This is a genomic window from Saccharopolyspora montiporae (genome assembly GCF_015209505.1).
GTDB classification, from domain to species: Bacteria; Actinomycetota; Actinomycetes; order Mycobacteriales; family Pseudonocardiaceae; genus Saccharopolyspora; species Saccharopolyspora montiporae.
The window spans coordinates 79,604-101,858 of the sequence record NZ_JADEYC010000019.1; the positions used below are offsets into that span (position 1 = coordinate 79,604).

The window sequence follows — 22,255 nt, forward strand, 5'->3', positions numbered from 1 at the left end:
GCGGGCCCGGATCCGGACCGCACCGCATCGATTACCGATCAGTTCCGTCGATGTCCGACGTCGTGGAGCTCGCCGGGGCGGTGCGCCGCCGCAGCCGCGCGGACCAACGCCCGGACCGCGGCCGGGCGCGGCCCGCCGCACCGGTGACCCGGTCCAGGTAGATCGCCAGGATCACCACCGCGATACCGCCCTCGAAGGCCGAACCGATGCTGAGCTGGGTGACCCCTTCCACGACGACCGACCCGAGCCCCTCGGCTCCGACGAGCCCGGCGACCACGACCATGGACAGCGCCAGCATGATCACCTGGTTGATCCCGGCCATGATGGACGGGAACGCCAGCGGGATCTCCACCTCGCGCAGCACCTGGCGCGGCCGGGCACCGAAAGCGTGTGCCGCCTCGACGGTTTCGCCGTCCACCTGGCGGATGCCGAGCTCGGTGAGCCGCACCGCGGGCGGGATGGAGAAGACCACTGTGGACACGATACCGGGAACCACGCCGATACCGAAGAAGAACACCGCCGGGACCAGGTAGACGAACACCGGCAGCGTCTGCATGAAGTCGAGCACCGGGCGCAGCACGGCGCTCACCCGGGCGCTCTTGGCGCCGAGGATCCCCAGCGGGACGCCGAAAAGCACGGCCGCCAGCGCGGCCACCAGCACCACCGCGAGGGTCTGCAGCGTCTGCGTCCACAGGTCGATGCCGAGCACCAGCAGGAACGCCGCCGCCGCGGCGATCCCGCTGAGCACGCGGCGCGTGCTCCACGCGGCCACCAGCGCCAGGAGCAGCACCAGCACCAGGTCCGGTGGTGCGGCCAGCACCCCGTAGGCGAGGTTGACCAGGAACAGCAGCACCGCCGAGACCGCGTCGAACAGGCCGTCGGCGTGCACGGTCAGCCACTGGATGGCGGCATCGATGAGCTCACCGAGCGGAATCCTAGGCACGGGCGGCCTCCTCGGTCGGGGACGCGATGGCATCCAGCAGCGCCGCACGCTCGACGACGCCGCGCAGCCTGCGCTCGTCATCGACCACGGCCACGGGCGCGCTGTGCCGACCCGCCAGGTGACAGAAGTCGGCCAGCGGCGCCGTGACGGGGACCCGCGCGTACTCCTGGTCGGCCAGCTCGGCCGCGGGGCGCTCGTGGGCGCCGAGGTCCGCGGCGTGCAGGACTCCGGTGATCCGCCGCTGCTCGTCGAGCACGTAGGCCGCGGGCGTACCGGCGCGCCGCAGGCGCTCGCGCACGTCGGCCCCGGTCTCCCCCGGATCCGCGGTGACCGCGGGTTCGGTCATCACCGCACCGGCGGTGAGCGCGCGGGTGCGGTCCACATCGGCGATGAACTCGCGCACGTAGTCGTCGGCCGGCTCGGAGATGATCTCCGCACCGCGGCCCAGCTGCACCGCCGAACCGGACCGCATCACCATGATCCGGTCGCCGATGCGCATCGCCTCGTTGAGGTCGTGCGTGACGAACAGGATCGTCTTGCCCAGCCGGGTCTGCAGGTCCAGCAGCTGTTCCTGCATCGCGCGCCGGTTGAGCGGATCCAGCGCGCTGAACGGCTCGTCCATGATCAGCACGTCCGGGTCCGTGGCCAGCGCCCGGGCCAGGCCCACGCGCTGCTGCATGCCGCCGCTGAGCTCGTCGGGGCGCGCATCGCCCCAGGTGTGCAGACCCACCTGCTCCAGCGCGCGGTCGGCCTGCTCCAGCCGCGCACCGCGCGCGACCCCGCGGGTCTTGAGTCCGTAGGCGGCGTTGTCCCGGATGCTGCGGTGCGGGAACAGCGCGAAGTGCTGGAAGACCATGCTGAAGCGCCGGTTGCGCAGCTCGCGCAGCTGCGTGCGGTTCATCGCGGCGATGTCCTCGCCGTCGAAGCGGATCTCGCCCGCCGTGCTGTCCACCAGCCGGTTGACCATCCGGATCAGCGTCGACTTGCCGGATCCGGAAAGCCCCATGATGACGAAGATCTCACCGCGTTCGACGTCGAATGAGACGTCGTCCACGGCCATGACCCCGCCGGCCCCGATGACCGCCGCACGGTGGTCTCCCCCACCGCCGCGCAGCAGGTCTCGGGCCCTGCCAGGGGGCAGCCCGAACACCTTGGTCACGTTCATCGCCTGGAGCAATGGTGTCCTCCTCGCGCACTGCCGCGGTTCGCGGTCGCAGCACGATGCTGCGCGCGAGAATTCGCGCGGTGCGCCTCATTCCGGGATCGGATGCGTCCACATCGGATCACCGGGTCGCGTTGCGGGAATCGGTCCGGTGCGCGTTCAGCCCGCGGCCGGGCCGCCGTCGGCGGCCCGCACCCCGCGCAGCCAGCTGCGCACCTCGTCGGGGTTCGCACGAATCCAGTCGGCTGCGATCTTCTCCTTCGGGATCTGCTCCTTGCTGAGCTGGTGGATCCAGGTCGACGCGGTGCCCTGATCGACCCGGATCTGGGACAGGAACCGCGCGATGTCCGGTTCGCGGGCGGCGAAGTCCTCGCTGAACACCGTGCGGATCCCGCCGGCGCCCGGCCAGACGCGCTCCGGGTCGTCGAGGTAGTGCAGGTCCCACTCCAGGTTCATCCAGTGCGGCTTCCACCCGAGGAACACGATGGGTTTTCCCTCGTCCACCCGGCGTTCGACCTCGCTGAGCATCGCGGCCGTGCTGGACTGCACCAGCTGCCAATCGCCGAGCCCGTAGGCGTCGGCCTCGATGGCGTTGGCGATGTAGTCGTTGCCGGGACTGCCCGGTTCGATACCGAGGATCTGCCGGTCGAACAGGTCGCCCTTCTCGTCCAGATCCGCCAGCGACCGCACGCCGTACTTCTCGGCGACGGCCTCGGGCACCGCGGGTGCGTACTCCGAGCCGGTCACGATCGTTCCGGCCACGTCCACCTTCTCGGTGGCCAGGTGGCGCTCGAACACCGATTCCTGGCTCGGCCACCAGTTGCCCAGGTAGGCGTCGGCCTGGTCGTTGGCCAGCGCCTGCGCGCCCAGCGGTACCGAGAGCTCCTGCACCCGGGTGCGGTAGCCGAGCTCGCCGAGCACCTGGCGGACGATCTCGTTCTCCACGACGAGGTCCTCCCAGGGCTGCTGGACCAGGCGCACCTCGTCCGGCTCGGGCTCGGCGCCCTGGAACCCCTTCTCCCAGCTGCACCCGGCCGGTACCACCAGCGCGATCACCGCCAGTGCGGCGACGATGTGTGTGCGCGTCCGCGACGCCATGAACCATCCTTCTCGTGTTGCCGCGCAGCACGCGCAGTGTGAACGAGAGGTCACGATTCGTTCGGCGGCTCCTGTCCGGCCCGGGGGCGAGCACCCGCTCCGGGATGCACCGCCCGGCGGCTCCCCGTCGAGCTGCCGTCCCGCACTGCGCCCAGCGGCGCGTTCTCCCGAACACTGCCGCGGCTGCGATCTCGGAAGAGGTTGCCACGGGGGCGCACCGGGATCAACGCGATCCAGTCGGCGGACCTAGACGGATTTCGGAACGAAGCCATAGAGGCTCTCTTTGGCTCGGTGTGGCCGGGGCCCGCGCCGCGGTCGCGGTACCGGCTCAGCAGCTCTCCCGGACCAGGTCGACGAACGCCTGCGCCGCCGGGGACAGCGGTCCGGACGGGTGCACGACCACGCCGTGCCGGGTCGCCGGCGGATCCAGCGGCGCGATGACCGCACCGAGCGCGGCGGCATCGTGCGCCAACCGGCTGGGCAGGATGCTCGCCCCGGCACCGGCCAGCACCAACGGGACGATCGCCGCGCGGTGCGTGACCTCGACCGCGATCCGGGCCTTCGCGCCCGCATCGGCCAGCACGGCATCGATGGTGCTGCGCGTGGTCGTACCGGTGGGCGTGGTCACCACGTCGTGCTTGGCGAACTCCCGGGCCGGCACCGGTGTCCGGCCGCGGGACCGGCCGTCCGGCGGGAACACCGCGAAGATCTCCTGCTCCGGCAAGTCCAGGACCTCCATGCCCTCCGCCGGGATGTCGATCTCGGTCAGCCCGAGCTCGCAGTCGCCGCGGCGCACGGCGTCCACCACCGCGGCCGAGTTCTCCGGGTCCACGATGTTGATCTCCACGCCGGGGTAGCGGCTGCGGAACTCGCCGACGAACGAGGCCAGCGGGTCCACGGTCAGCGTGGTCACCGCCACGATGTCCAGCCGACCGGAGGCGAGCTCGGTCACCCGCAGCGCTTCGGTGTGCAGCTTGGCGAACTCGCGCACGATCTGCCGCGCCGGGGTGAGCAACGCCTCGCCGGTGGGGGTCAGCGCCACACCGCGCCCGAGGCGGCGGAACACCGGGACGCCGATCTCCTTCTCCAACGCGCGGATCGCGTAGGACAGCGAGGGCTGGGCGACGCGCAGCGCGGCGGCGGCACCGGTGAAGCTGCCGTGCCCGGCGATGGCCAGGAAGTACTCCAGCTGCTTGCGCTCCACGCGCGATCCTCCCCGCTGCGCACGCCCGGTACCGGTGCGGTCGCGCCGCGTGCGGCCGGCGCGCCGGTCCGGGTTCACCGTACCGGCGCCGCCCGGCGGCCCCGGCGGCCGAACCTCGCCGCCGGCGGCCGCGGGCGCGATCATCCGGACCTACACTCGGGCCCGGAACCTGCGCGGGTCCCGAATGTCGTGTTCGGACGGAGGGAACGGAGGGAAGCAGATGACTGCACCGGAACGGCCCGCGGTGGCGGTGACCGGCGCCACCGGCGCGCTGGGCGGCCGGGTGGCCGCGCGGCTGGCGCAGCGCGGCGTTCCGCAGCTGCTCGTCGGCCGGGACCCGGCGCGACTGCCGGAATTGCCCGGGGCCGAACGGCGGGGCCCGGCTGCCTACCTCGACACCGCGGACATGCGGACCGCGCTGGACGGCGCGTCGACGCTGGTGCTGGTGTCCGCGCATCCGACCGGCCGCCGGCTGGAGGAGCACGCCTCGGCCGTCGAGGCCGCTGCGGCGGTCGGCGTGCAGCGGGTGCTGTACGTCTCATTGCTGGGCGCCTCGCCGACCGCGACCTACCGCAACGCCCGCGACCACTGGCTCACCGAGCAGTACCTGGCCGGATCCGGTGTGCGGCACACGGTGCTGCGCGCCGGTTTCTACGCCTCCACCCCGGCGGCGCTGGCCGATGACGAGCTCGTGGTGCGCGGACCCGGCGGAACGGGTCGGGTCGCCTTCGTCACGCACGACGACCTGGCCGCGGTCATCGCGGCGCTGGCCGCCGAGGACGGCACCGAGCACGACAGCAGCATCCTGGAGGTCACCGGCCCGGAGGCGCTGACGTTGGCGGAGGGTGTCCAGCGGATCGCCGAGGCCACCGGGCGGCCCTACCGCTACGTGCCGGAGACACTGGAGGACGCGTTCGCGTGGCGGTGGCGCAGGGGCGAGAGCGGGGCGCAGATCGAGGCGTGGATCTCCTGGTACCAGGCCATCGCCGGCGGGGAGCTGTCCGCGGTCACCGACGCGGTCTCCCGGATCACCGGCTCCCCCGCGACGCCGATGACCCGCGCCGGCTGGTGGCCGGAGCCGAAAACGGCCTGGTGACACCGGTTCCGGGACCCGCACATCGCAGCGCGTCCCGGAACCGGGCGGCGTCACTCCACGATGGCCAGCGCGTCGATCTCGACGAGCAGGCCTTCCGGCAGTCCTACGTAGACGGTCGTGCGCGCGGGGAACGGCTCGCCGACCACCCGCGCGTAGGTCTCGTTCATCTCGGCGAACTGCGCGACATCGGTGAGGTAGACGCGCAGCATCACCACGTCCTGCAACCCGGATCCGTCGGCTTCCAGGATGGCGATCACGTTGCGCAACGCCTGCTCGGTCTGCTCGGCGACCCCGCCCGGGACGGGTTTGCCGGTGGCGGGGTCGACCGCGGTCTGCCCGGAGACCTGCAGGATGCCGCCTTTGCGCACACCCTGCGACAGCGGGATCGCGGCCGGTGGTGTCGGGGCGTTGTCGGTGCGGACCACGGTCCTGGTCATCGGTCTTCCTCTCCGTTGGTCGGTTCGTGCCGTCCGCCCAGTTCGGCGGACACTTGCCCGGTCGTGCGCAGCAGGTCGTCGACGAGCGCCAGCAGGCCGTCGATGTCGAGCAGCACCTGCGGTACGGACAACGACACCGCTGCCACGACCTCTCCGCTGCCATCGCGCACCGGGGCGGCGATGCAGTGGATGAAGTCCTCGTGCTCGCCGCGGTCCACGGCGAATCCGCGCTGGCGCACGCGGTCGAGTTCGGCGAGGAACTCCGGGGCCGACCCGACGGTGCTCGCCGTCATCCGCGGGTATTCGATCCGGTGCGCCAGCTGCTCGCGCACCGCGGGCGGGCACTCGGCGACCAGCGCCTTGCCGACCGCGGTGCAGTGCAGCGGCACGTGCCTGCCCACCCGGGAGTACATGCGAACCGCGTGCCGACTGTCCACTTTATCCACGTAGACGACCTCGTCGCCCTCCTGGACCGCCACGTGGATGGTGTGGCCGGTGTTCTCGGCCAGCTCGCGGATGGGACCGCGCGCGGCGTCCCGCACGTCGACGTCCTCCAGCGCGCGGTTGGCCAGGTCGAACAGCGCGCTGCCGAGCCGGTAGTGGTGCGCGCCCTCCCGGCGCACGAAGCGGTTGGCCTCCAGCGTGCGCAGCAGGCGCAGCGCGGTGGACTTGTGCACCCCGGCCGCGGTGGCCAACCCGTCCAGCGTCTGCGGTCCGTCGCCGAGCGCGCCCAGCACGGTCAACCCGCGTTCCAGACTCTGGCTCATCCGGTGAGCCTCCCCTCCTCGATCACGGCCGAACTCCAGGCCGGTGCGTCGGCGGCGAGCATGCGCCGCACGTCGGCGGCGGGCAGCGGTGCGCTCATGTCGTCACCGGTGCAGAGCACCGCCGCCGCGCGCAGGTGCCCGGCGCGCAGCCGGTGCCTGCGGTCCTGCCCGGACAGCGTGGCGGCCAGGTACCCGGCCGCGAAGGCGTCCCCGGCCCCGACCGGATCCACGACCCGCACCCGCAGCGCGGGCTGGAACACCTCCGCACCGTCCTCGACGAGCGTGGCACCGCGCGAACCGTGTTTGACCACCAGGGCGCGCGGCCCCGGCAGCACGGCACGGACCTCGGTCACCGTGCGGCAGCCCCACAGCGCGGCGGCTTCGTCGTCGCCGACGAGCACGGTACCGGCCCGGTCGGCCAGTCGGCGCAGCAGATCGGCGGGATCGTCCACATCGGACCCCCGCCACACCGCGGGGCGCCAGTTCACGTCGAAGGACACCTCCGGTCCGCGCGGCAGCTCCAGCGACTCCTCGACCAGCGCGCGACACGACGGCGACAGCGCCGGGGTGATCCCGGTCAGGTGCAGCAGCGCGGTACCGGACAGGTCGAGTTCGCCGAGCAGGTCCGGCCCGAGCGCGGAGGCCGCCGAACCACGCCGGTAGTAGTGCACCCGGCCGCGGGACGGGTCGGGGTCCTTGAAGTACAGCCCGGTAGCCCGCTGCGGATCCACCCGAACTCCGGAGGTGTCGGCGCCGGATGCGGAGACCAGGTCCAGGACGGCCCGGCCGAACGGGTCGTCGCCGACCGCGCTGACCCAGCGGCTGCGCACTCCGGACCGGGCGAGGTGACAGGCCACATTGGACTCGGCGCCGCCCGCGGTGCGCCGCCAATGCTCCCCGGCGGCATCCGGCACGAACAAGGCCATCGTCTCACCGAGGCAGACCACGTCCGCACGCGGGGAGATCGCCCGCTCCTCGTCCATGCAGCTCCTTCGTTGACGGCCCGGTGGCCGAATGCTACACAGTCTCCATCAACATGCGCAACGGGCGTTGCGCTCTATGCAATATAGCCACCACCTGGGAGCGACTGTGCGGACGGCTTCACTGGATCAGCACGCGCTGCGCGGACTTCGCGCGGAACGGATCGACTGGCGGTTCAAGGGCATGCCGAGCGCGGCCTTCGGCACCACGGTCGCCGAATTCCTCCAGCAGCAGCCCGGTCTCACCGACGCCGGGTTCATCGGCCCGCTGCTCGTCCTCGACGACGCGGCCCTGGAGCACAACCTGCGCACCATGGCCGACTGGTGCACCCGCGCCGGAGTGCAGCTGGCCCCGCACGGCAAGACGACGATGGCTCCGCAGCTGTTCCAGCGCCAGATCGAGCACGGCGCCTGGGGGATCACCGCTGCCAACGCGGCCCAGCTGCGCGTCTACCGGGCCTTCGGCGTCAGCCGCGTGCTGCTGGCCAACCAGCTGCTCGATCCGCACGCACTGGCGTGGGCGGCCGCCGAGCTCGACCGCGATCCCGGTTTCGAGCTGTGCTGCTTCGTCGATTCGACTGCCGGCGTGCGGCTGATGACCGAGGCGCTCACCGCCGCCGGAGCGGGGCGGCAGCTGCCGGTGCTCGTCGAGCTCGGCGGCGCGCACGGGCGCACCGGGGCACGCAGTACCGGGGATGCGATGGCGGTCGCCGCGGCCGTGGCGGACAGCCCCGTGCTCGACCTCGCTGGGGTGGGCGGCTACGAGGCGGCCATGGCGCACGGCCTCACCGAACAAGACACGTCCACTGTGGACGATTACCTGGCCGGGCTGCGCGACCTCGCCGAACGGATCGATGGGGCCGGGCTGTTCACCGGGCGCGAGGAGATCATCGCCACCTGCGGCGGCAGCTCCTACTTCGACCAGGTCGCCGAGGCGCTCACCGCCGAGTGGCACACCGCGTCCCCGGTCGTGCCGGTGATCCGCAGCGGCGCCTACCTCACGCACGACGACGGGCTGTACCGCAGGATGTCCCCGTTCGGCAGGCCGCACCGACTCGCGGGCGAGGAGCAGCCGTTCCGCCCGGCCCTGCGGATCTGGGCGCAGGTCACCTCGCAGCCCGAACCCGGGCTGGCGCTGCTGACCATGGGCCGCCGGGACGTCTCGTTCGACCAGCACCTCCCGGAACCGCAGGTGCGGCGCCGACCGGACGGCGGGATCGAACCGCTCGCGCCGGGGGCGTACCGGGTGACCTCGCTGGCCGACCAGCACGCGTTCCTGGCCACCCCGCCCGGCACCGACCTGCAGGTGGGCGACTGGATCGGCTGCGGCCTGTCCCATCCCTGCACGGTGTTCGACAAGTGGCCGCTCATCCCGGTCGTCGACGGCGACCGGGTCACCGACCTCGTGCGCACCTTCTTCTGACCGATCGGGAGGAACGACCGTGGACATCGCCATCCGGGGAGCGCTCGTCGTGGACGGCACCGGCGCTCCCGGCCGCACCGCCGACGTCGGGATCGACCGCGGCCGCATCGCCGAGATCGCCGCCCCGGGCGCGCTGTCGGCTCGGCGCACCCTCGACGCGTCCGGGCTGGTGCTCGCGCCCGGCTTCATCGATATGCACGCGCACTCGGACCTGCAGATCCTCGCCGAACCCGAGCACACCGCGAAGGTCTCCCAGGGCGTGACGCTGGAAGTCCTGGGCCAGGACGGGCTGTCCTACGCGCCGGTCGACGACGCGGTGCTGGCGACGCTGCGCACCCAGATCGCCGGGTGGAACGACGATCCGCCCGGATTCGACTGGAACTGGCGCAGCGTTGCCGAGTACCTCGACCGGCTGGACGCCGGGATCGCCGCCAACGCGGCCTACCTCGTGCCGCAGGGCACGCTGCGCATGCTCTGCGCCGGCTACGAGGACCGACCGGTCACCGAGGACGAGCTGGACCGGATGCGCGCGACCCTCGCGCAGTCGCTGGCCGAGGGCGCGTTCGGCATGTCCTCCGGGCTGACCTACACGCCCGGCATGTACGCGGGAACAGGCGAACTAGCCGCGCTGTGCGCGGTCGTGGCCGAGCACGGCGGGTTCTACAGCCCGCACCACCGCAGCTACGGGGCAGGCGCGCTGGACGCCTACGCCGAGATGATCGAGGTGTCCCGGCGTTCCGGCTGCCCGCTGCACCTTGCGCACGCCACCATGAACTTCGGCCCGAACGCGGGGCGCGCCGGCGACCTGCTGTCCATGTTGGACTCCGCGATCGCCGACGGGTGCGACATCACGCTGGACAGCTACCCCTACCTGCCCGGGTGCACCTCGCTGCACGCCCTGCTGCCCAGCTGGGTCGCCGAAGGCGGCGTCGAGGCCGCGCTGCAGCGGCTGAGCGATCCGGTGCAGCGCGACCGCATCCGCACGGTCATGGAGGTCGAGGGCGCCGACGGATGCCACGGCGTGCCGATCGACTGGGACACCATCGAGATCAACGGGGTCCGCGACGCGCAGCGGCACGGGCACCTCGTCGGCCGCAGCGTGGCGGAATCCGCGCGGGTGGCCGGGATCCGGCCCAGCGACCTGTACTTCGACACCTTGGTGGCCGAACGCCTCGGCACGTCCTGCCTCATGCACGTCGGTCACGAGGACAACGTCCGCGCGATCATGCGGCACCCGGTGCACACCGCGGGCAGCGACGGCCTGCTGGTCGGCGACCGCCCGCACCCGCGCGCGTGGGGGACGTTCCCGCGCTACCTGGGCCACTACGTGCGCGAACTCGGTGTGCTCGGCCTTCAAGAGTGCGTCCAGCACATGACCGGCCGCGCCGCCGACCGGCTGGGCCTGACCGACCGCGGCCGCATCCGGGAAGGCTGCGCGGCCGATCTCGTGCTCTTCGACCCGGACCGCGTGACCGACACCGCCACCTTCGAGAACCCGCGCCAGCAGGCCGCCGGCATCCCGCACGTGTTCGTCAACGGCGTACCCGTGATCGAGGACGGGCACCGCACCGGGGCCCAGCCCGGGCGAGCGCTGCGCCGCAGCCGCTGACCGTCCACTTTCCCGCACATCCTGCCCCTCTCCCCCGCACCCACCGGAGACACCCATGCCCGGATTCGTCGACTGGTTGCAACAGGACACCGCCGGCCTGCTGACGCTCAGCGCCACCGGCATCGCCGTCTTGCTGCTGCTCATCATCCGGCTCCGGGTGGAGCCGTTCATCGCGCTCATCGTCGTCGGGATGCTCATCGCGCTCACCGCGGGCATCCCGGTCGAGGAGCTCGTCGGCAACGCCCAGGACAGCGGGGATTCCTTGCTGGAGAGCGGAATCGGCAGCACGCTCGGGCACATCGCCGCGATCGTCGGGCTCGGCAGCGTGCTCGGTTCGCTGCTGGAGGCCTCCGGTGGCGCCCAGCTGCTCACCCGGCGGCTGCTGCGCGCGTTCGGTGAGCGGCGGGCACCGCTGGCGATGGGCCTGTCCGGGCTGGTGTTCGGCATCCCGGTGTTCTTCGACATCGGGGTGTTCGTGCTGGCCCCGCTGGTCTACGTCGCGGCCCGGCAGAGCGGCCGGTCCATCCTGCTGTACTGCCTGCCGCTGGCGGCAGGGCTGTCCGTGACGCACGCGTTCCTGCCGCCGCATCCCGGTCCGGTCGTGGCCGCGGGGCTGCTCGGCGTGGACCTGGGCTGGTTGATCCTGCTCGGCGCGGTGTGCGCGCTGCCCGCGTTCGCCATCGCCGGCGTACTGTTCCCCGCCTGGATCGGCAAGCGCATCCACCTGCCGGTCCCGGACGACATGCTCGCCACCGACGAGCAGGACACCGACGCCGGACGCCCGGAACCCGCGCTGGGCACCGTGGCGTTCGTGATCGGGCTGCCCATGGTGCTGATCCTGGGCGCCACGTTCACCAGCATCGCGCTGCCGGAGACCAGTCCGGTGCGCACTGCGCTGACCTTCCTCGGCAACCCGGTGGTGGCGCTGACCCTGGCCGTGCTGTGCGCGTCCTGGCTGCTGGGCTTCCGCCGCGGCATGTCGGCCCAGGAGGTGTCGTCGCTGACGGGTGCCTCGCTGAAGCCGTTAGGCATGATCCTGCTCGTGGTCGGCGCAGGCGGCTTCTTCGGTGAAGTGCTGGAGGCCACCGGGGTCGGTGACGCGCTGGCCGGCTCGCTGCAGGCGGTCGGGCTGCCGATGCTCGTGTCCGCCTACGTCATCAGCGCCGGCCTGCGCATCGCGCAGGGCTCGGCGACGGTGGCGATCGTGACCACCGGCGGTATCGTGGCGCCGCTGCTGGCCGGCGCGGACCTCTCCCAGCCGCAGCTGGCGCTCATCGCGATCGCCATCGCCTCCGGCTCGATCATCGCCTCGCACGTCAACGACGGCGGATTCTGGATCATCTCGCGGTATTTCGGGATCCCGGTGGCCGAGACGCTCAAGACGTGGACGGTGCTGGAGACCCTGCTATCGGTCGTCGGGTTCGCCACCGCCGCCCTGCTCAGCGCGCTCATCGGCTGAGCCGCGCGCGAATCCGGCCCCACGGCTTGACCACGGACAGCAGCACGGCACCGGTCAGCCCGATCGCGGAGACGATCACCGGGAACACCAGCGCGCGCAGCATTCCGGGATCCACGACGACCGCCAGCTGCCGGGCCTGGTCGGCCGCGGTGAGCACCGTCGGGCGCAGCGACACGAGCACCAGCGCGGTGAACACGACGTTGATGAGCAGTTTCAGCGCCACCCACCAGTAGCGCAGCAGCCCGTACTTCGTGCCGATCCCCAGCACGATTCCGCTGGCCAGGCAGGTGAAACCGGCGAGGAGCAGCGGCCACACCGCCAGCAGGACGAGCACCCGGAAACCGGCGGCGGCCAGCTCGGGATCCGCGGTGAGCAGGCTGGTGCCCACCAACACGGCCAACGCGACATCGAGCCCGATCCAGACCGCGGCCGACAGGATGTGCACCACCAGGACGATCTGCCGCTGCACTTTCCCGAGCCGGCGCGCGGGCTGCGCGCGCCGGTCGACCCGTGGCGGTGGGGCGGTCGTGGCGGTGCGCACGGTCGTCACCTCCCCGTCGCCTACCGACCGGGCACCGGGGACAGTTGCACGTGAGTCAGCCGCCACGCACCGCCGTCCGGCACCAGGATCGCGGTGAACCGGTACCGGCCCGGATGCGCCTGCCCGCGGTACGCGGCGTGCTGGTCGAGCAGGCCGGTCACCAGCGCCACGTCCTGCCCGAGGTGGCGCACACCGGTGTCGTGCACCGCGAACTCCTCGTTGACGAGGTCTCCGGAGTCGAAGCGGTCCAGCCACTGCCCGCGGTCGAGCACGAATCCGTAGGGACCGATCCCGGCGAAATCCCGGGTGAGCAGGTCTCGAAGCGCCCGGGTGTCGCCCGCGGCCTCGGCGGCCGCCCAGCGACCGAGCCGATCCAAGACCGGTGCTGATGTCGTGGCGGTGCTCATCGCGCACCTCCGCGCGGAACGGACCGGTATCCGGTGCCGGTCCGGACACCGACAATGTTAGGTACCGAACGGTTCGGCGTCAATGCGTTCGTTGCCTTATGGTCCCTGCTAGGCTCGCCGTATGCCGACACCGCCCGCCGGACCACCGCTGGGATTGCGCCTGGCCAGTACCGCCAAGGCCGTCAGCCAGGCGTTCGACGATGCGCTCGCCGCCGTCGGAGGCTCCCGGCCGAGCTGGCTGGTGCTGATGTCGCTGAAGATCCGCACCGTGGCCAACCAGCGCGAACTCGCCGAAGCGGTCGGCATCCGCGGCGCCACGCTGACCCAACACCTCGACGGGATGGAGTCCCGCGGGTTGCTCACCCGGCGGCGCGATCCCGGCAACCGCCGCGTGCACCTGGTGGAGCTCACCCCCGACGGCGAGGAGGCGTTCCACCGCATGCGCCGCGCCGCGACCGAGTTCGACGCGCAGCTGCACCGCGGACTCGACGAGCAGCAGACCGCCCAGCTCGAAGAACTGCTCGACCGGTTGCGGTCCAACGCGCAGGATCCGGGCTGAATCCCGCGCGACATCCCGGCCGCGGCGGGCGGCCTGCCGCAGCACGGCGTGGAACGATGGCGGCATGCTCCTGGATCCGGCCGCAGACCGGTGGCAGACCTGGCAATACGCCGAGCGGTACCTGGGTGCGGGGACCCGCGACTACAGCAGGTTCGCCGCGGACATGGACATCGCCGACGACTACCACCCGCAGCGGGCGCCGGACGCATTCACCGCACCGACGTTTCGCATCCCCGCCGCCGAAGGAGCGGTGCTCGGCAGCGGAATCCCCTCCCCCGCCGCCGCGCACTACCTCGCCGACGGGGAGTTCCTGCTGCCGGTGCACCCCGAAGCCCTGTCCGCACCGGACCTGCCGGGACGCGACGCGCTGCTGGAGCGCCGACGCGGCCCGGACCTGCTGGTGAGCCCCTCGGCCAACGCCCGCACGGTCTTCGTGCACCGGATCGGTGCGCACGAACCGGCACCGCATTTCGTCAAACTGCACTACCCCAAGCGCCTGTCCCGGTTCACCCGCCGGTTGCGCAGGCCGTTCATCGCGCTGGCGCTGTGGACCACGGGCGAGCTGACCGCGGCCGGCATCCCGGTGCTGCCCGAGACGGCCGGCGCGGTGCTCGGCGACGATGCCGAGCACTCCTGGGGCTTCCTGGTGCGGGAGGCGGCCCCGCCCGGGGAGGTTTTCCCGCCGGATGACGGGGAGGTCGTCGTCCCGCTGTTCGCGCTGTACGGACGCGATGTGCTGCGCCCGCAGGATCCCGCGCTGCTGGAGCAGCTCGTGGCGCGCAGCGGAGAAGACCCCCTGCGCTGGGTGGCCGACCGGCTGGTGGTCCCGCTGGTGCGCACCTGGGTGCGCAGCGCGCTGGCCACCGGCTGCTTGCTGGAGATGCACGGGCAGAACGCGGTCGTGCGCTGCGCCGCCGACGGCAGCCGCAGCGAGGTGCTCTACCGGGACGGCGCCGTGTACCTTGACGACGAGCTGCGGCCGGGCGGCACCGCGGACCCGCCGCCGGTCAACGTGCTCTCCCGGATGCGCATACCGCGCGAGCGGGTGCACAGCCTGGTCTACGACAGTTTCCTCGGCCACCACGCGCTGGACCGGATCGCCCTGCTGGCGCGGGACTCGTTCGGCGTGCCGAGCGCGGACCTGCGGGACGCGGCCCGGGAGGCGTTCGTCGACGCGGGCGGGATGTCCGTCCCGCTGCCCGAGCACGTCTTCTACTACGACGACCGGCTGCACCCCGGCGGCGGGTGGGAGCTGGAGGACACCGGGAACAAGCCGTCCTGGCGTCCCGCGCCGCGGGGTTGACCTCGCTTACCCGAGGGTCGATTCGGCGATCACCGGCACGTATCCGGTGCGCCTGCCGTCCTGGCCGATCAGGTGGCCGAGCCGCTTGCCGAACTGCGGCGTCACCCAGCGATCCAGGACGCGCGTGCCGACGAACCGCGCCGCCAGCAGCGCTTCGAACCGGTCCAGGTGCTCCAGCCGGTGCAGCCAGACCTGCGCGACGAGGTTCGCCTCGCTGCCCACCGTCGCGCACAGCCGGATCTCCGGCAGCCGGGAGATCGCGCGGGCCACACCCTGCAGATCACGCTGCGGCACGTCCAGCCACAAGGTCGCCGCGACCTGCCATCCGGCGACGAAATGGGCGACCTCGCAACGCACCGCCGCGAACCGGGACTCGACCACACGGCGGATCAACCGGCCCGCGGTGGCCGGCGAACAACCCAACCCGGCGGCGACGCGGGCCGCGCTGATCCGGGCATCCGGGCCGAGCAGCCGCAGCACCTCCAGATCGCGCCCCGCGGGACGGGTGGCCGGGGACACGGGCCCCTCAGTGCGCACCACCTGCTGCTGCGCCGGGGACAGCGCGTCCAGGCGCCAGCCGGAACCGTCGCGGATCACCGAGCGGAAGAAGTGCGTGCGGGTCGCGCGCACCCCCGGGATCGCGGCCACGGCACCGAGCACCTGCTCATCGAGCTCGACGATGCTGGCCGCGAGCACGGTCAGCATGAGGTCGCGGCTGCCGGACGTCGCGTCGATGTTCCACACGAACGCGTTGCCGGCCAGCTCGGCCATCACCGCGCTGCGCCGTCCCGGCACGCACTCGACCTCCACCAGCGCGCCGGCCTCCCAGTGGTGCCCGGTCCATTCCTTGGTGCCCAGCGGGTAGCAGCTGAACCAGGCCAGGCCCTCCCGCTCCAGCCGTGACCAGCGGCGCGTCAACGTCGAGGCATCCACGTCCAGGACGGCGGCCAGGCTCGCCCAGGAGACGCGGGGATTCAGCTGCAGGGCGTGCACCAACGCCAGGTCTGTCTCGTCCAAGCCAGCAGAATCGTGCATGCCGACCACTCCAAATGAAGATTCCTGCGATTTCAAGGCGTTGGTGGCGAATCACCGCATGCTCCCCGTCAACCGAAGCGCGGGCCGGATCCCGGCGAGCGCCCCGAACGAGGAGGTCGACGATGAACGCACCTGCGCTGACCGGTTCGCCGGTGCTGTGGCTGGCCGTGCTCGGCGTATTCAGCGTGATCGTCGTGCAGTCGGTGGTGTACCTGCGCGCGGCGCGGCGGGCGGCGGACAGCGCCGAGATCACCCGCGGTGAGCTGACCACCGCGCTGCGCACCGGCGCTGTCTCGGCGATCGGCCCGTCGGCCGCGGTGGTGTTCATCGCGCTGACCCTGCTCACGGTCTTCGGCACCCCGGCGGTGCTGGTGCGCATCGGGCTGATCGGTTCGGCCAGTTTCGAGACGCTGGCCGCGCAGACCGCGGCCGGAGCCGTGGGCGTCGAGCTCGGCGGACCGGGCTACGACGACACGGTGTTCGCCCTGGTGCTGTTCACGATGAGCGCGGGCGGGGCGGCCTGGATGGTGACCACCCTGGTGTTCACCCCGCTGCTGCGGCGCACCGACCGCAAGGTGCGCGCGCTGAACCCGGCGGTGATGGCGATCGCGCCGAGCGCCGGGATGATCGGGGCCTTCTGCTACCTGGGCCTGGCCGAGACGCAGAAGTCCACGGGCCACCTGGTCGCGTTCACCGCCGGTGCCGGCGTGATGCTCGCGCTGCACGCCCTCAACGCGCGGCTACGCACCCGCTGGATCAAGGAGTGGTCGCTGGGAATCTCCATGGTCGCCGCGCTGGCAGTGGCCGCGGCCGCGACCTGACCGGACCCGCGCGCACCGGCACCGATTCCCGAGCACCCGAGGAGCCCGCGATGGACTCGTTCCACACCACCACCGCCCGCTGGGGCCAGGCCACGATGCTGGCCGGACTCGCCTTCTCCCTGCTGGCCCCGGCGTACTTCATGTTCGGGCTGGGCCACTGGCCCGGCTGGGAACCGGTGCTGCAGGCCTGGTTGTCGGTGGCCGCGGTGTTCGGCGTGCTGTGGGTCGCCGAACCGATCACCTACTACCCGATGCTCGGGCAGGCCGCGACGTACCAAGCGTTCATGATCGGCAACATCGCGAACAAGCTGCTGCCCTCCGCGCTGGCGGCCCAGACCGCGATCGGTGCGCGGCAGGGCACGCCGCGCGCCGAACTCGCCGCCGTGGTCGCGATCGTGGGTGCCACCGCGGTGCACCTGGTCTCGTTGGCGGTGTTCGTCGGTCTGCTCGGCGGCTGGCTGGTCTCGGTGATCCCGGCCGGGATCCAGCAGGCGTTCGACTACGTGGTGCCCGCCATCTTCGGACCCGTGCTCGTGCAGGCGGTACTCGGCGCGCTGCACCAGCGCCGGACCGTTCCGATCGCGCTGTTGTGCGGGATTCTCGGCGTGTACGGGCTGGTCGGCGCGATTCCGTCGGCGTCGTCCTACGCGATGGCGGTGAGCACGATCGCCGCGGTGGTGCTGTCGGTGCTGCTGCGCGAGAAGACCCGGGATCCGGACAGCGCGCGCGCCGACGAGGTGCGCGCGTGATCTGCCCGCCGCGAGGCGGCGAACGACCGGCGACACCGACCGATGGGAGCCCTGCGATGACCGCGACCCGCACTGCCGCCGCAACCGCGCTGGCCGGCCTGGACGAACTCGACGACGAGCTGAACCGGCTCTACCGGCACCTGCACGCCCATCCGGAGCTGTCCATGCAGGAGCACCGCACCGCGGAGCTCATCGAGCAGCACCTGGCCAGTTCGGGCGTGCCGACCTTCCGCTGCGGCGGAACCGGGGTGGTCGGCGTGCTGGAGAACGGCCCCGGACCGGTCGTGGCCTTCCGCGCGGACACCGATGCGCTGCCGATCACCGAGCAGACCGGGCTCGATCACGCCTCGACCGCCACCGGCACGCTGCCGGACGGCACCACCACCGACGTGATGCACGGCTGCGGGCACGACACGCACGTCAGCTCGCTGCTGATCGCCGCACGGCTGCTGGCCCGCGCCCGCGAAGCGTGGTCGGGCACCGCGGTGCTGATCTTCCAGCCGGGCGAGGAGACCGCGGCCGGTGCGCGGGCGATGGTCGACGACGGGCTCTGGGACCGCGCCCCGCGCCCGGAGGTCGTGCTGGGCCAGCACGTCGGTCCGGGTTCGGCCGGTGAGGTGCACTACCGCACCGGGACCGCCGCGTCGATGGCCGACTCCTGGGAGGTCACCATGTTCGGCCGCGGTGGGCACGGGTCCCAGCCGCAGCGGTGCATCGATCCGATCGTGCAGGTGGCGCACACGATCACCCGCATCCAGGCGGTGGTCGCGCGCGAGGTCGATCCGGCGCGCTCGGCGGTCGTCACCGTCGGGCGCATCTCCGGCGGCCTCAAGGAGAACATCATCCCGGACTCCGCCGTGTTCACCCTCAACGTGCGCACGTTCGACGAGCGGGTGCGCGAGCGGGTGCTGGCCTCGCTGCGCCGGATCATCGCTGCCGAGGCCGAGGCGTCCGGCGCGCCGGAGCCGACGATCACCGAGCTGTCCCGGTTCCCGCGGCTGATCAACGACGAGGAGGCCACCGCGCGCACGATGGCGGCGCTGGCCGAGCACCGCGGCGGTTCCGGGGTGTCGGCGGCCGAGGAACCGCTGATGGGCAGCGAGGACTTCGGCGTGCTGGGCGAGGCGATCGGCGTGCCGTCCTGCTTCTGGTTCATCGGCGGCACGAATCCCGACGTGCACGCGGCCGCGCGGGAGCTGGCCGAGGACGTGCCGGGAAACCACTCGCCGCTGTTCGCACCGGATCCGGGCCCGACGCTGCCGCGCATGGTGGAGGCGGCCGTGGTCGGCATGCTGGCCTTCCTGGATTCCTGAACCAGCTGCCCGGGTGCGCGGGACGGCGCACCCGGGCTCTCAGGCCGTCCCGCGCACCGGTGCTGCGCTGCCCCGGGAACGGCTCGCGCGGACGAACGGAGTGATCAGCGCGGCCAGCAGCAGCGTCGCGGCCATCATGACGAACGACACCGCCGTGCCCCCGGTCGCGTCGTTGAGCCAACCCACCAGGTACGTACCCAGGAACCCGCCTACCGAACCGGCGGTGTTGACGCAGCCGATGCCGGCACCGGCGAAGTTGCGCGGCAGGACTTCGGCGACGTGCGCGAAGTACGGCCCGTACGGCGCGTACATGGCGCCACCGGCAGCCACCAGCAGCACGAACGCGATCCAGAAGTTGTCCGGCCCGACGAGGTAGGACAGGTAGAAGCCGACACCACCGGCCACCAGCCACGGCCACACGTAGGCCGAACGCGTACCGGCCCGGTCGGACATCCGCGAGTTGATCACCATGAGCAGCGCTGCCACGGCGAACGGGATCGCCGACAGCAGCCCGCTCATCCCGATCCCCTGCCCGGTACCGGCAGTCACGATGCTGGGCAACCAGAACACGAGTCCGTAGACGCCGATGCTCCACAGCAGGTACTGCGCGGACAGCAGCACCACCGGTCGGGAGCGGAAGGCGGCGGCGAACGTGCTGGGCGGAGTGGCGTGCGCTCGCTCCTCGTCGAGAGCGGCCAGCACGGCCTCCTTCTCCCGGCTGCGGAGCCACTTCGCCTGTTGCGGGTGATCGGAGACCAGAGCGCGGAACACGAACGCCCACAGCACGGCGGGAAGTCCTTCGATGATGAACATCTCGCGCCAGCTGCTGAGCTCGACGATGTAGCCGGAGACGGCGTTGAGCCACATGACCGTGACCGGGTTGCCGAGGATGAGGATCGCGTTGGCGCTGCCCCGTTCCCGCTTGGTGAACCAGCGGGCCAGGAACACGACCATCGCCGGCAGGACCGCCGCCTCGGCCGCGCCGAGCAGGAAACGCACCACGAGCAGCAGCGCGGGGCTGCTGAGCAGCCCCTGCGCCGCGGCGAGCAGGCCCCAGACGAGGGTGCACCAGAAGATGAGCCCGCGGACGCTGCGCCGCTCGGCGTAGATGGTGCCCGGGATCTGGAACAGGCAGTAGCCCAGGAAGAACGAGGCGCCGATCATCGACGACATCGCGCCGGAGAGCCCGAGCTCCTCCTGCATCCCGCCGGCGACCCCGATGGAGAAGTTCGACCGGTCCAGATAGGCCAGTGAGTAGGTCACGAACGCCACCGGCAGCAACCGCATCCAGCGCTGCCGCCCCAGGTCCACGGGTGTGGTCAAACCGGACTCCCTCGTCCTGTTTCCCGCGTCGCGGTAAACTTTCTTTGATCGCGGAAAACGCTAGGGAGTCCGGCAGCCCGGTGTCAACGCGCCCGCGGGTAGGGTCCGGACATACCGGTCACGGCGCACAGGAGGAGTTTCCGGTGGTGGACCAACCGGCCGAACCAGCACCGGCGCGCGGCGACATGGTGGCCCGAGCGCTGCACCTGCTGGTGTTGCTCGGGGACGAACCGCGCGGCGCGACGCTGTCCGACCTGGCCCGCCGCGCGGGATACCCGGTCAGCACCACGCACCGGCTGCTGAACTCGTTGGCGCGGGAGCAGTTCGCGGTGCTCGACGAGCAGCGCCGGTGGGGCCTGGGGCTGCGCCTGTTCGAGCTCGGGCAGCGGGTGCTGCACGCGCGCGGGTTCACCGAGGTCGTCACGCCGGTACTCGAAGCGGTGAGCAAGCGGACCGGCGAGCCGACGCTGATGTCGGTGCTCGACGGCCACGACCAGCTCTACGTGCACTACGTCGAAGGCGTCCAGCAGGTGCAGATCACCGGGGAACCGGGCAGGCGCGGCCCGCTGCACTGCACGTCGATGGGCAAGTGCCTGGTCGCGTTCGCCCCCGAGCAGCAGCGCGAGCAGCTGCTGGCCGAGCTCGAACTCCCCGCGTGCGGCCCGAAGACCATCACCGACCGCGCGCAGTTCCGCGCCGAGATCGCGCAGGTGCGCGAGCGGGGCCACGCCCTCGCCGACGAGGAGCACGAACCGGGGATCCTGGCCGTCGGCGTCCCGGTGCTCAACCCCGGCGGTACCGCGGTCGCCGCGCTGTCCTCGGCGGCCCCGTCCTTCCGCAGCTCCCTCGACGAGCTGCGGCACTGCCTGCCGGCGCTGCACCGCGCCGCCACGGAGCTCGCCGTCGGCCTCCCCCGCCGCTGAGCACGATTGAATCGTTACACAGCGCGGTAGGATGCACCACGTCCCGCGAGGAACTCGGAGGCCCGGTTTGCCGGCGAACGGAAGCGGTGGGCGCACCGTGAGCATCAAGGACGTCGCGCGCGAAGCAGGCGTGTCCATCGCGACCGTGTCCAACGCGCTCAACCGGCCCGAACTGCTCTCGGCGAGCACGCGCAGCCGCGTGCAGGAGGCCATCGACGGGCTCGGCTACGTGCGCTCGGAGTCGGCCCGCCAGTTGCGCGCCGGGCACAGCCGCATCCTGGGCCTGCTGGTGCTGGACATGCGCAACCCGTTCTTCGTCGGGCTCGCGCACGGCGCCGAGCAGGCCGCGCGCCGCGAGGGCCTGGGCATGATGCTCTGCGACAGCTCGCAGGACCCGGGCGCCGAGGAGCTCTACCTCTCGCTGTTCGCCGAGCAGCGGGTGCGGGGCGTGCTGGTGACGCCGACCGATGCCGTTCCGGGGGGACTGGACTCGTTGCGCCGCAACGGGATTCCCTACTCGTACGTGGACCGGACCGCCGAGGGCGCGGACGCGTGCTCGGTGTCGGTGGACGACGTCACCGGCGGCGCGCTCGCGGTCGGGCACCTGCTCGAACAGGACCACGAGCGGATCGCCTACGTCAGCGGGCCGATGACCCTGGCGCAGTGCCGGGACCGGCGCAGCGGTGCGTGGCGGGCCTGCGACGAGGCCGCGGCCGACCGCGATGCGATCGTCACCGTGGAAACGGCGCAGCTCGACGTCGCCTCCGGGCGCGATGCGGGTTCCCGCGTGCTGGGCCTGCGTCCGCGCCCGTCCGCGGTGTTCTGCGCCAACGACCTGCTCGCGCTGGGCGTGCTGCAGGCGATGGTCGCGGCGGGCGTGCGGGTGCCGGAGGACATCGCCCTCGTCGGCTACGACGACATCGACTTCGCCGCAGCGGCCGCGGTCCCGCTCACCTCGGTGCGCCAGCCCGCGTTCCGGATGGGCGAAACGGCCACCGAACTCCTGCTCGGCGAACCCGCCGACGCCGGGACCGACCACGCGCACCGGCACGTGGTCTTCGAACCCGAGCTCGTGGTCCGCCGGTCGAGCTTGACCGGCTGAC

22 protein-coding genes are annotated in these 22,255 nt (G+C 72.1%); 11 read left to right on the forward strand and 11 right to left on the reverse strand.

Annotated elements, in window-relative coordinates; all coding sequences use genetic code 11:
- Nucleotides 1-31 precede the first annotated feature (31 nt).
- The 4 genes from IQ251_RS12475 to IQ251_RS12490 form a co-directional block, all read right to left on the reverse strand.
- The gene (locus IQ251_RS12475; RefSeq protein WP_370591365.1) at nt 32-943 is read right to left on the reverse strand and encodes an ABC transporter permease; all 912 of its coding nucleotides are present in this window, start codon (nt 941-943) and stop codon (nt 32-34) included.
- Nucleotides 936-2,120 (reverse strand): quaternary amine ABC transporter ATP-binding protein, encoded by a 1,185-nt coding sequence (locus IQ251_RS12480; protein ID WP_193928699.1) that lies wholly within the window; start codon nt 2,118-2,120, stop codon nt 936-938. Before IQ251_RS12480 ends, IQ251_RS12475 begins: the two co-directional genes overlap by 8 nt.
- Before the next feature lie 144 nt (nt 2,121-2,264).
- Nucleotides 2,265-3,203 (reverse strand): ABC transporter substrate-binding protein, encoded by a 939-nt coding sequence (locus IQ251_RS12485; RefSeq protein ID WP_193928700.1) that lies wholly within the window; start codon nt 3,201-3,203, stop codon nt 2,265-2,267.
- 328 nt (nt 3,204-3,531) lie between these two features.
- Nucleotides 3,532-4,407 (reverse strand): LysR family transcriptional regulator, encoded by an 876-nt coding sequence (locus tag IQ251_RS12490; protein ID WP_193928701.1) that lies wholly within the window; start codon nt 4,405-4,407, stop codon nt 3,532-3,534.
- A gap of 220 nt (nt 4,408-4,627) precedes the next feature.
- Between IQ251_RS12490 and IQ251_RS12495 the strand changes: the two genes are divergently transcribed.
- Nucleotides 4,628-5,503 (forward strand): NAD(P)H-binding protein, encoded by an 876-nt coding sequence (locus IQ251_RS12495; RefSeq protein ID WP_193928702.1) that lies wholly within the window; start codon nt 4,628-4,630, stop codon nt 5,501-5,503.
- Nucleotides 5,504-5,553: 50 nt separating this feature from the next.
- Here IQ251_RS12495 and IQ251_RS12500 read toward each other — a convergent pair whose 3' ends face one another.
- Genes IQ251_RS12500 through IQ251_RS12510 form a run of 3 tightly spaced genes read right to left on the reverse strand, consistent with a single transcriptional unit; the run spans nt 5,554 to nt 7,690 of the window.
- Nucleotides 5,554-5,940 carry a RidA family protein gene (locus IQ251_RS12500; RefSeq protein WP_193928703.1) on the reverse strand — a complete coding sequence of 129 codons (387 nt, stop codon included), beginning with the start codon at nt 5,938-5,940 and terminating at the stop codon, nt 5,554-5,556.
- A complete protein-coding gene (locus IQ251_RS12505) occupies nt 5,937-6,707 on the reverse strand; it encodes an IclR family transcriptional regulator (RefSeq protein ID WP_193928704.1) in 771 nt (256 codons plus the stop codon). Before IQ251_RS12505 ends, IQ251_RS12500 begins: the two co-directional genes overlap by 4 nt.
- Entirely contained in the window at nt 6,704-7,690 is a 987-nt protein-coding gene (locus tag IQ251_RS12510; RefSeq protein ID WP_193928705.1) for a sugar kinase, read from the reverse strand. The genes IQ251_RS12505 and IQ251_RS12510 overlap by 4 nt, the downstream gene beginning before the upstream one ends.
- 76 nt (nt 7,691-7,766) lie before the next feature.
- On the opposite strand from IQ251_RS12510, the gene IQ251_RS12515 reads away from it, so the two are divergent.
- Genes IQ251_RS12515 through IQ251_RS12525 form a run of 3 tightly spaced genes read left to right on the forward strand, consistent with a single transcriptional unit; the run spans nt 7,767 to nt 12,178 of the window.
- On the forward strand, nt 7,767-9,110 hold the full coding sequence (locus IQ251_RS12515; RefSeq protein WP_193928706.1) for an amino acid deaminase: 1,344 nt from the start codon (nt 7,767-7,769) through the stop codon (nt 9,108-9,110).
- A 19-nt stretch (nt 9,111-9,129) separates the two neighbouring features.
- Nucleotides 9,130-10,719 carry an N-acyl-D-amino-acid deacylase family protein gene (locus IQ251_RS12520; RefSeq protein ID WP_193928707.1) on the forward strand — a complete coding sequence of 530 codons (1,590 nt, stop codon included), beginning with the start codon at nt 9,130-9,132 and terminating at the stop codon, nt 10,717-10,719.
- Nucleotides 10,720-10,774: 55 nt separating this feature from the next.
- Complete coding sequence (locus IQ251_RS12525; RefSeq protein ID WP_193928708.1) at nt 10,775-12,178, forward strand: GntP family permease; 1,404 nt, start codon at nt 10,775-10,777, stop codon at nt 12,176-12,178.
- On the opposite strand, the gene IQ251_RS12530 is transcribed toward IQ251_RS12525, so the two are convergent.
- Together IQ251_RS12530 and IQ251_RS12535 are read right to left on the reverse strand one after the other, a co-directional pair.
- Nucleotides 12,168-12,719, reverse strand: coding sequence for a hypothetical protein (locus tag IQ251_RS12530; protein ID WP_193928709.1), 552 nt, complete (start codon nt 12,717-12,719; stop codon nt 12,168-12,170). The genes IQ251_RS12525 and IQ251_RS12530 overlap by 11 nt on opposite strands.
- Before the next feature lie 20 nt (nt 12,720-12,739).
- Nucleotides 12,740-13,126 (reverse strand): nuclear transport factor 2 family protein, encoded by a 387-nt coding sequence (locus IQ251_RS12535; RefSeq protein WP_193928710.1) that lies wholly within the window; start codon nt 13,124-13,126, stop codon nt 12,740-12,742.
- A 121-nt stretch (nt 13,127-13,247) separates the two neighbouring features.
- Here IQ251_RS12535 and IQ251_RS12540 point away from each other — a divergent pair, with 121 nt between their 5' ends.
- Entirely contained in the window at nt 13,248-13,685 is a 438-nt protein-coding gene (locus IQ251_RS12540) for a MarR family winged helix-turn-helix transcriptional regulator (RefSeq protein ID WP_193928711.1), read from the forward strand.
- 64 nt (nt 13,686-13,749) lie between these two features.
- The gene (locus tag IQ251_RS12545; protein ID WP_193928712.1) at nt 13,750-14,988 is read left to right on the forward strand and encodes a hypothetical protein; all 1,239 of its coding nucleotides are present in this window, start codon (nt 13,750-13,752) and stop codon (nt 14,986-14,988) included.
- Nucleotides 14,989-14,994: 6 nt separating this feature from the next.
- Here the strand turns inward: IQ251_RS12545 and IQ251_RS12550 are convergent, their stop codons facing one another.
- Nucleotides 14,995-16,023 (reverse strand): Lrp/AsnC family transcriptional regulator, encoded by a 1,029-nt coding sequence (locus IQ251_RS12550; RefSeq protein ID WP_193928713.1) that lies wholly within the window; start codon nt 16,021-16,023, stop codon nt 14,995-14,997.
- Between the two features lie 122 nt (nt 16,024-16,145).
- On the opposite strand from IQ251_RS12550, the gene IQ251_RS12555 reads away from it, so the two are divergent.
- From IQ251_RS12555 to IQ251_RS12565, 3 genes are read left to right on the forward strand one after another with little or no spacing between them, the layout of a single operon-like run.
- Complete coding sequence (locus IQ251_RS12555) at nt 16,146-16,844, forward strand: DUF5058 family protein (RefSeq protein ID WP_193928714.1); 699 nt, start codon at nt 16,146-16,148, stop codon at nt 16,842-16,844.
- Between the two features lie 50 nt (nt 16,845-16,894).
- Nucleotides 16,895-17,593 carry a hypothetical protein gene (locus tag IQ251_RS12560; RefSeq protein WP_193928715.1) on the forward strand — a complete coding sequence of 233 codons (699 nt, stop codon included), beginning with the start codon at nt 16,895-16,897 and terminating at the stop codon, nt 17,591-17,593.
- Between the two features lie 56 nt (nt 17,594-17,649).
- Nucleotides 17,650-18,906 carry an amidohydrolase gene (locus tag IQ251_RS12565; RefSeq protein ID WP_193928716.1) on the forward strand — a complete coding sequence of 419 codons (1,257 nt, stop codon included), beginning with the start codon at nt 17,650-17,652 and terminating at the stop codon, nt 18,904-18,906.
- A 39-nt stretch (nt 18,907-18,945) separates the two neighbouring features.
- On the opposite strand, the gene IQ251_RS12570 is transcribed toward IQ251_RS12565, so the two are convergent.
- Nucleotides 18,946-20,229, reverse strand: coding sequence for an MFS transporter (locus IQ251_RS12570; protein ID WP_228046656.1), 1,284 nt, complete (start codon nt 20,227-20,229; stop codon nt 18,946-18,948).
- A gap of 143 nt (nt 20,230-20,372) precedes the next feature.
- Here IQ251_RS12570 and IQ251_RS12575 point away from each other — a divergent pair, with 143 nt between their 5' ends.
- Both IQ251_RS12575 and IQ251_RS12580 read left to right on the forward strand, forming a co-directional pair.
- Nucleotides 20,373-21,152: an IclR family transcriptional regulator gene (locus tag IQ251_RS12575; protein WP_370591366.1), complete on the forward strand. Its 780-nt coding sequence runs from the start codon at nt 20,373-20,375 to the stop codon at nt 21,150-21,152.
- Nucleotides 21,153-21,255: 103 nt separating this feature from the next.
- Nucleotides 21,256-22,254 carry a LacI family DNA-binding transcriptional regulator gene (locus IQ251_RS12580; RefSeq protein ID WP_370591373.1) on the forward strand — a complete coding sequence of 333 codons (999 nt, stop codon included), beginning with the start codon at nt 21,256-21,258 and terminating at the stop codon, nt 22,252-22,254.
- Nucleotide 22,255: the final 1 nt, after the last annotated feature.